This window comes from Kamptonema formosum PCC 10802, assembly GCF_000332335.1.
GTDB lineage: Bacteria > Cyanobacteriota > Cyanobacteriia > Cyanobacteriales > Oscillatoriaceae > Oscillatoria.
Map to the genome: position 1 here is coordinate 1251280 of NZ_KB235948.1, position 8569 is coordinate 1259848.

Genomic DNA, 8569 nt, shown 5'->3' on the forward strand with positions numbered 1-8569 from the left:
CCCTCCCCGCCGGCGGGGAGGGGGGGAAGAGTGATTTATCAGCCCTCTGGGTGGGCCAGAAACCCGGTTTCTTAAAGAAACCGGGTTTCTCAGCTTAGTTTATCGGCGTCCATCTGCGGTTAAAATTGCAGGGAGTCGCACCGAAACGAACTATTTCCCCTCGCCTTTAAGAGAAAATAATATCTCCAAATTGCTGGTGGATTGGTCGGGCAAACTAGCCGCAATGGCAACTCCGCGAATCGAGTTGAGCAAGGCGGAAGCATCCGGCGCAAGGGGGGTGCCGGCAGCTACACTCAACTCGCTCACCACCGGCAGGGTTTTTTCCATATCCAGGTAGAAATATCCCTGGTTAGGTTTCGGCAAACTGCCGGCGATCGCTTTAAAATTCGGGCTGCTGTCGAGCGGGGCTTTTGCTGTGCCGGCCATCACATCCACCAGCGGGCCACCCAAGGCCACAAACAGGGTGTCATTATTCAGCCAGCCTCGCCCCAACACAACGCCTTGCGGGATTTTCCACTCGCGCACCTCGATATTGCCGATCTTTCTCGGCTCAATAGCGATAAAAGGAATCGCTCGCTTCGCTGCAGAATCCAGTTTTTCCAAAGAGGATTCAGCTGTTTTGCGGTTGCTGGTTTCAATCACCAGGGCACCCCCAAACCCCACCTGCGCCAGCATCCCTTCGCCCGAAGAAATCGCGCCGAGGGCAAATTCCCCATCCATCCAGGCGAAAACTTCTCTGTCGGCGTCCAACTTGACCGCTTCTTTTACAGATTGCCTGATTTGCTGCACTGATTTTTCCAGTTCAGGGATGTTTTTTGACTGGCTGACAAATTCAGACCAATACTGATTAATTCCCTGTCCGCTGAGCAGCGCCACCGTCTGTGTGGGAAATTGCGCCACCACTTTGCCGGGTGCCGGTTTAAACTGGCGCTTAATGGCTTGACTGTCGAGCTGCGCCAGAGCTTTCAGGCGCAACCCCTCACCGTCAATCCCAACACCCATCACAGCCGATTTGACCTGTTCGAGCTGCTTGAGAGTTGCCGGCGGTATGTTCGGGGCGCTGCCACGGCTGAGCAGCAATTCTCGCAGCAAACCGGCATAGTCTTTCAGGTACACCTGAGCGATAGGATTCCCGACACCGGCACTTTTCGCCAGCGCCTCAGCCGCACCGGGAGCCGATGCCAGGGAAGGCTCGCCCTTAAAGGTATCAATTGCCGCTTCCAGCAGTTTTGATTGGAAAGCCAGCACCAAATAGTCGCCCAGCACAGCCGTACTGTAGCTAGTGCCATTTTGCTCTTTAATAGTCGATACCGAAATCCCCTTATACTGGCGCTCCTCAACCGTTGCCTGTTGTTGAGCTTTCAGCCGGGTGGCAAACTCCAGGGCTTTCAGTTTATTTTTTATTCCCACCACCATCAGCAGGTTGGGTTCCGACGCCGCCTCCCCTGCCGGTGCCGGCAGGAAAGCGAACATCACCCCACCCACCCAAGGCTGCAAATCTCTCTCAAAATCCAGATTGGTGTCAGCCCGCATCTGAGCTTGGAAGCCCTGCAACCGCTGAGCGATTATCTCTTGGGCTTCCCGACTGCCAAACTGCTGCAATTTTGACCAGTTCTGGGAGTCCGCCGAGATAAACGCTACCATCAAAGCTTCATCTGGCACGACTTTGGCGCTGTCGAGGGGAGTCGCTAACTTTCCTGGAATCCCTTTGAAATAAAGATACGCTGCCACACTTCCTGCTGCCACAACGGCAGCCACAGCCACCAGCAGCGGTTTTCTTTTTTCTGGCATTTTTACTTTCCTCGGGTTATCTTTTCTAAGATGACACACTTTTGTCTCTCCCGTCAATGCCTTGAGGTAGCGATGAGAAATCCGGGGCTGGCTGGGGATTAAAAACTCACACCGACAAACTTTCCCCCACCTGCGCCCTCTCCTTTCTTTCCTTGGCGCTCCTTCACGGGGGCGGTTAATTTTAAAAAATAATACTCCCCTCCGATCTCATAGCCTTAAACCCCCGCAATAAAACCCGCCGGGCGCTGCGGTTTATAGACATCTTTCGCCGAGAGGTCAGCCTGCCGGCTCACAGGACCTCGCCCGCAGGCGCTCCCGGCACCAAGCGCGGCGGTTTACTCAAGCAACTAAACGGATAGATAGAACTGCCCTAAGCTGTAAAAAGATTTAAGATTTAATACAAACAGTAAACAGATGGGTGATTCCGCTTAATCTCATGTATAATAGGCGGGCGCGCCCGCCCCGCCGGCGCTATCAGGGGGGGCAAGACGCGCTAATGTGGTAAGAATAGCGCCAGCATTCATTGCTCATATTATTTTCCATGTTGCAGTCTTACTTTGACGGAGACAAGAACGGCCACAAATCCTTTGAGTTGCCGGGAGCCCGCCCCCACTACAACCCCGACCGTCCGGGCCAAGTGGAGCATATTTTCCTGGACCTAGTGCTGAATATTCCCAGTCGAAGCTTTCAGGGCACCTGCAGCATCCGGCTGCGTCCGGTGCGCAGCGGGATCGACCGGCTGGCACTGGATGCTGTCAACCTGGACATCAAATCGGTGAGGGTTGGCGAAAGGGAGCAACCCTTTGAATATGACGGCGAAAAGTTGAGCGTGCGCCTGCTGCCGGCAGCGGAAGCGGACGAGCCGGTGACGCTAGAGATCGCCTACAGCGGGGAAAACCCCCAGCGGGGGATCTACTTCATCGCACCCGAAGATCACTGCCCCAACAAGCCGGTGCAAGTCTGGACACAGGGAGAAGACGAAGATTCCCGGTACTGGTTTCCCTGCTTCGACTACCCGGGCCAGTTGGCCACCTCAGAAATCCGCGTGCGAGTGCCAGGCGGGTTGCGAGTCATATCCAACGGAGAGCTGATCGCCACAGAAGAAGCCGGTGAGGACAAAATCTACCACTGGTATCAAAAACAAGTCCACCCGACCTACCTAATGACCCTAGCCGCAGGCGACTTTGCCGAAATTGAGGACAGCTGGCACTTTGTCCCCGTCACCTACTACGTCGAAAAAGGCAGGGAAGAGGACGCCCGCCGCAGCATGGGCAAAACGCCCGAGATGATACAATTTTTCAGCCAAACCTTCGGCTACCCTTACCCCTTCCCCAAATACGCCCAAGTATGCGTCGATGACTTCATCTTTGGCGGGATGGAGAACACCTCCACCACCCTGCTCACCGACCGGTGCTTGCTCGACGAACGCGCCTCCCTGGACAACCGCAGCACCGAAAGCCTCGTCGCCCACGAACTGGCGCACCAGTGGTTCGGAGACTTGGTGGTGATCAAGCACTGGTCCCATGCGTGGCTCAAAGAAGGCATGGCCTCCTACTCCGAAGTGCTGTGGACAGAGCGCGAATACGGCGCAGAAGAAGCCGCCTACTACCGGCTCAAACAAGCGACAAACTATCTTGCCGAAGACGCTGAGCGCTACCGCCGCCCCATCGTCACCCACGTCTACCGGGAACCCATTGAACTGTACGACCGGCACCTTTACGAAAAAGGAGCCTGCGTCTACCACATGATTCGCGCCGAACTCGGAGACGAACTATTCTTCAAAGCCATTGGCACCTTCATAAAAGACAGCGCCCACTCAACCGTCGAAACCACTGACCTGCTGCGGGCGATAGAAAAAGCCACCGGTCGCAACCTCCTATTTTTATTTGACCAGTACGTTTATCGCGGCGGCCATCCTGATTATAAAGTCGCCTATTCTTGGGACGGCGACAGCAAGCTAGCGAAAGTCACAGTAACGCAAACCCAGGCAAAAGACAGCAGCAATGGTGCCGGGAAGGATTTGTTTGACCTAAAACTTCCGATTGCTTTTGGCTATATCGGGTCAGAAAATGCCGGAATTGGGGGATTAGGAGAGAGCGAAAAACCCATCCCCAAATCCCCAGATCCCGGCCCCCATACCCAATTCAAAACCTTCAACGTGCGCGTCTGCGAGCGGGAGCAGAGCTTTTATTTCCCCCTAGAAGAAAAGCCGCAATTTGTCAGTTTTGATGCCGGCAATCACGCGCTCAAAACCGTGGCGCTGGAGTGCCCGATTCCAGAACTGAAAGCCGGGCTGAAGTTTGACCCAGACCCGATTTCGCGCATTTATGCCGCTGAGGCGCTGGCGAAAAAAGGCGGTTTGGAGGCGGTGAGGGCGCTGTCAGAGGCGCTGCAAACTGACCGCTTCTGGGGTGTGCGGGCGGAAGTGGCCAAACAGCTGGCGGACGTGAAGCTGGATCAAGCGTTTGAGGCTCTGGTTTCTGGGCTGAAGGATTCGGAAGCCCGGGTGCGGGCGGCGGCTGTGGAGGGCTTAAGCAAAATTAAGACCTCGGAGAGCTATGCGGCGCTGGAGCCGGTGGTGGAAAAGGGCGACCCCAGCTATTATGTGGAGGCGGCGGCTTGCCGTGCGGTGGGCGGGATTGCCGGTGCCAAGCTCAGCGAGAAGCTGAAGGAAGAGAAGGCTATTCAGCTGCTGGAGTCGGTGCTGCAAGAGCGCGCCGGCTGGAATGAGGTGGTGCGCTCGGGTGCGATCGGGGGTCTGAGCCAGATGAAGACTTCGCCAGAAGCGCTGAATATTATTCTGGAGTATACGGCTCTCGGGGTGCCGCAACCTTTGCGTCTGTCGGCGATTCGCGCTCTGGGAGGGATTTCTGCAGGACAGGCGGCGGCTGGTTTGGAGCGGATTCTGGAGCGGCTCAAGGAACTGTCGCGCGAAACGTTTTTCCTGACGCAAGTGGCGGTTGTGGCGGCGCTGGGGCAAATGGAAACGGTTAAGGCGATTGGCATCCTGCAATCTCTGGCGGAGCAAACGCCTGACGGGCGGGTGCGCCGCATTGCTGAGGAGGCGGTTGGGAAGGTGCAGAAAAATGCCGGTTCCGATAAGGCGGTTAAGCAGCTGCGCGAAGAACTCGACCAGTTGAAGAAGGAGAATCAGGAGTTGCGCAGCCGGTTGGAGAACCTGGAAGCGAAGGCCAAGTAGTGGCGCTGGACAGGCGGCGTAGGACAGGCGTCCCGCCTGTCCTTTTCTTAAGAGGGGCAAGGTCCACCGTTCGAGCTCGGGTGTTCAGGACCGGCAAGGACGCCGGTGGGGCGTTGCGATTCCCCGGATACCTTTGTGCGCGGGGGGGCGAATTTTAATCCGGAACCGCCCCCGTTCCGGTTGCGCCAAGAAGGAAGAGGCCACGGGCAGAGGTGGGGGAAAATTCATCAGGGGGAATTGACCTGTAGGACAGGCGTCCCGCCTGTCCTTTTCTTGTGCCAAGTTGAGAACTCGCGCTCCTCATATTAGTGAGGTGCTGCGAAACCCGGTTTCTTTAAGAAACCGGGTTTCTGGGGGCTGTCTCACTCAAATGAGAACAGCTGTAGATAGTATTTTTGACTCTGGCTGAAAAGGCTTTACTGCCGTTTTTTCAATCCAAAATCCAAAATCCAAACTCTAAAATTGGTATTAATCCCCTAGGCGCGAACTTTGGCGCGGCTGACTGTGGCCAGGGATTCCACCAAGCTGCGAACGGCGGCAATCATGGCAACTTCGCTGTCCAGGCGGTTGATGGCGCTCCCGACGCCCACACCGGCAGCGCCGGCGGCGATCGCCATTGGTGCGGTGACGCTGGAAATCCCGGAGGCGCACAGCACCGGCACGGATACGGCGCGGGAGATTTCGTAAGCTGCCGCTAGGGTGGGGGCGGCTTTTTCAATCAGCCCCAGGGTGCCGGCGTGAGCGGGGGCGCTGCTTGTGCCGCCTTCGGTTTGGATGATGTCCGCACCGGCTCTGACCAGTTCTTCGGCGAGCGCCACTTGCCGGTCGAGTTCCAGGATGTGGGGGACGGTGACAGACAGGGTGATGTCGGGAAGCAGCGAGCGGGTTTGGCGAGTCAGCTGCAGGACTTCCGCCGCTTCAAACCGGCGTCCTTGGGCGTAGAAAGCGTCAAAGTTGCCGATTTCAATCAAATCCGCACCGGCTTCTACCGCTAGGACAAACTTCTCTGGCTCTACGGCGGAAACACAGATTGGCAAATTTGTCAAGCTTTTTGCCAGCCGCACTAAGTCGGAGTCAGCGGCAATATCGACAAAAGTAGCGCCACCAAAGTGGGCGGCTTTGACGGTGTTCGCCACGCTGTGGCGGTCGAAATTGGTGAGGCCGGTGATAGCCTTGAGGGCGCGTCCTTGCTCAAATGCGCGCTGCAGTGTGGTAAGGGCGGTCATGTTCTTTTCGTTTAAGCAATAGCAACAATTATTGTGGCACGCCCGCGCGATGGGGAACCAGGGGGAGCCGGTTTATATAGCGCTTGCCAAATGGGGAGCGGACATCAGGCAGTGAGGTCGGGGGGGAGCGCCTGCCCTACGGATATATAGCAGCAGTCATATGGGGAGCGGACATTAATGGCATGGCGTATGGGGCATAGCGCATGGCCCCGGGAGCCTTTCGGGCAGGACCTCAGCGTGGGGCGCTCGCCGGCGATCGGCGGGCGAGTTATCGAATCAGTGTCTAATAAATATCTGGCGTTTGACTCTGCCGGCCAGAACATGATTTCCTCTCTCATACTTTTGCCCGGATTTTTGATAAGTATTCTTACTTATTTACTGCGGGGCCTCTTTGGCGGCTCCCCCCAGAGGAAGATTTGCAGCGGGCCACATCTGTTGGAGGGGCGTAGGGCGTGGGGCGTGGGGCGTTCTCAATCCCCAGCTGAGAGAAAACAGGCTGAAGAGATTGCCAGGACTTCACAGAGAGCTTTACGATTAGCATACTTGCAAATAGCGCGACTGCTGCCTGATTTGCAAGCGGAACCCACGCACAGGACGCAGATTGATATGGATAAACCGGGTGTTCTAGAGCAAGCTTTAACCGCCTTGTCCCATCAGGAGTTGTTGGCTATGGTCCTGAAATTGGCCAGCGACAGAGCGGACTTTTGCCACGCACTGCTGGCGAACATCAACTCACCGCCGCCGCCGATAAATTCTCAACTATTTCGGGAGCTGAAGCAACAAATAACTGAAATATTTGATTCTATTAAAGATCGCTGTGGCGATTTCGAGCGCGAACACGACGAAGAGGAAAGATATCCGGAATTAGACCCTATTGTCGAGCGGGTAAAAACCTTGCCTCTCCCCGACAGCATCCAGGTCTTGTGGCATCTGGTAACGCGCTGCAACCAGATGTTTGAGGGAGAGTTCCCCATCGGAACCCAGCAACTTGAGGAAGCCATTGGCTTGTACGCTGAAGCCGTGGCCAAATTAGCCCCCTCCGACAAGCAGCCCTACTGCGACTCGCTTGCCGGCGCACTCACCTGGGAGATGTGCGGGTACGGCGACGTGAGCGATGCCATTGAAAAGGCGCTCGCCACCCTCGCGACCGAGCCTGAAGACGCTCGCTATATAATCGCTCAACTTCAAAAAACTGACTATTTCCGGAGCCCTGAACTAATCGCCAGTTTCTACCTCAAATTAGGCGATGAGCTTAGCTATCTAAAAGTCCGGCAAGCCCACCTCGTAACCGAAGCTCACTATCTCGAATTAGCGAAATATTGGCTGCGAAAAGGGGAGAAGAACAAATACCTCGCCACCCTGGAAGCCGGAGCAGCGCACTTACTGGAAAAGCGCCACTCGCGCCCATCTACTTTTGACTTTTTGCCTGTGGGCTCAGCGGTGAAATCCAGCGAACTGCTGCAGACCTTAGCCGACTACTACGAACTCAAACACGATGGCGAAAACTTGTGCCGGATTTTGATGGCGGTCGCTGAGTACAGCGGAGTGACCGTGGAACTCTACCACAAAATTAAAATCGGATCTGTAACATTAGGCACATGGCAGATCGACCGGCCCAAACTGCTGGAGAGAGCGCAGCGCAATCCGGAAACCTTGGCGCAGATTTACCTGCATGAAGCGGACTGGCAAGCGGCGTTGGTGCTGGCACACCGGCAGCCCCATGCTGAGCGACTGCAGGTTTTGGTTGCCGAAGGCATCAAAGAACATCACCCCCAAAACTCTGTGCGGATTTATGAGGATCTGGTGCAGCACTATATCGACCTCAAAAGCCGCGATGGCTATCGCACCGCCGCCCGTCACGCTGATGCCATCAAATCGATTTATCTGGACATTTTGAATGAGCCGGACATCTGGCGGCAGTATATTGACGCCCTTCGCCAGCGCTATTTTCGCCATCAAGCTTTGCAAGATGAATTTCGCCGGCTCTAAAACCCATTTGGGATTTGGGATTTTGGATGCCCGGATTTTGGATTGAAAAATGGCATTAAAGCCTGTTCGGCCAGGGTCACAACTGCGTGCCAGAAACCCGGTTTCTTTAAGAAACCGGGTTTCTCAGTAGCTCACTCCTATGAGAAACGCTATATTATAGCAGTATGCACTTAGGTTAGTACATGGGCATCATCGCATCATCGCATCATCGCATCACGCAAAAGCTGGTAGGGGCGGGTTTACTATAGCAGCAGTCATATTGGTTAGAACAATAGAAGCTTTGGGAGCTCTGGAGCAAGAGAGGGCGGAATGTAGGTTTCCTAAATGCTTACTGCTATATAGACGTAGGGGAGGCGTCCGCCGA

4 protein-coding genes are annotated in these 8569 nt (G+C 55.5%); 2 read left to right on the top strand and 2 right to left on the bottom strand.

The window, feature by feature from the left end:
* Nucleotides 1–150 precede the first annotated feature (150 nt).
* On the bottom strand, nt 151–1791 hold the full coding sequence (locus tag OSC10802_RS0105350; RefSeq protein WP_017715751.1) for a DUF3352 domain-containing protein: 1641 nt from the start codon (nt 1789–1791) through the stop codon (nt 151–153).
* 541 nt (nt 1792–2332) lie between these two features.
* On the opposite strand from OSC10802_RS0105350, the gene OSC10802_RS0105355 reads away from it, so the two are divergent.
* Nucleotides 2333–4990, top strand: a complete 2658-nt coding sequence (locus tag OSC10802_RS0105355; RefSeq protein ID WP_017715752.1) for a M1 family metallopeptidase — start codon at nt 2333–2335, stop codon at nt 4988–4990.
* A gap of 476 nt (nt 4991–5466) precedes the next feature.
* Here OSC10802_RS0105355 and OSC10802_RS0105360 read toward each other — a convergent pair whose 3' ends face one another.
* Entirely contained in the window at nt 5467–6216 is a 750-nt protein-coding gene (locus tag OSC10802_RS0105360; RefSeq protein WP_017715753.1) for a DUF561 domain-containing protein, read from the bottom strand.
* A 177-nt stretch (nt 6217–6393) separates the two neighbouring features.
* Here OSC10802_RS0105360 and OSC10802_RS0105365 point away from each other — a divergent pair, with 177 nt between their 5' ends.
* Nucleotides 6394–8205 carry a hypothetical protein gene (locus tag OSC10802_RS0105365; RefSeq protein WP_198525068.1) on the top strand — a complete coding sequence of 604 codons (1812 nt, stop codon included), beginning with the start codon at nt 6394–6396 and terminating at the stop codon, nt 8203–8205.
* Nucleotides 8206–8569: the final 364 nt, after the last annotated feature.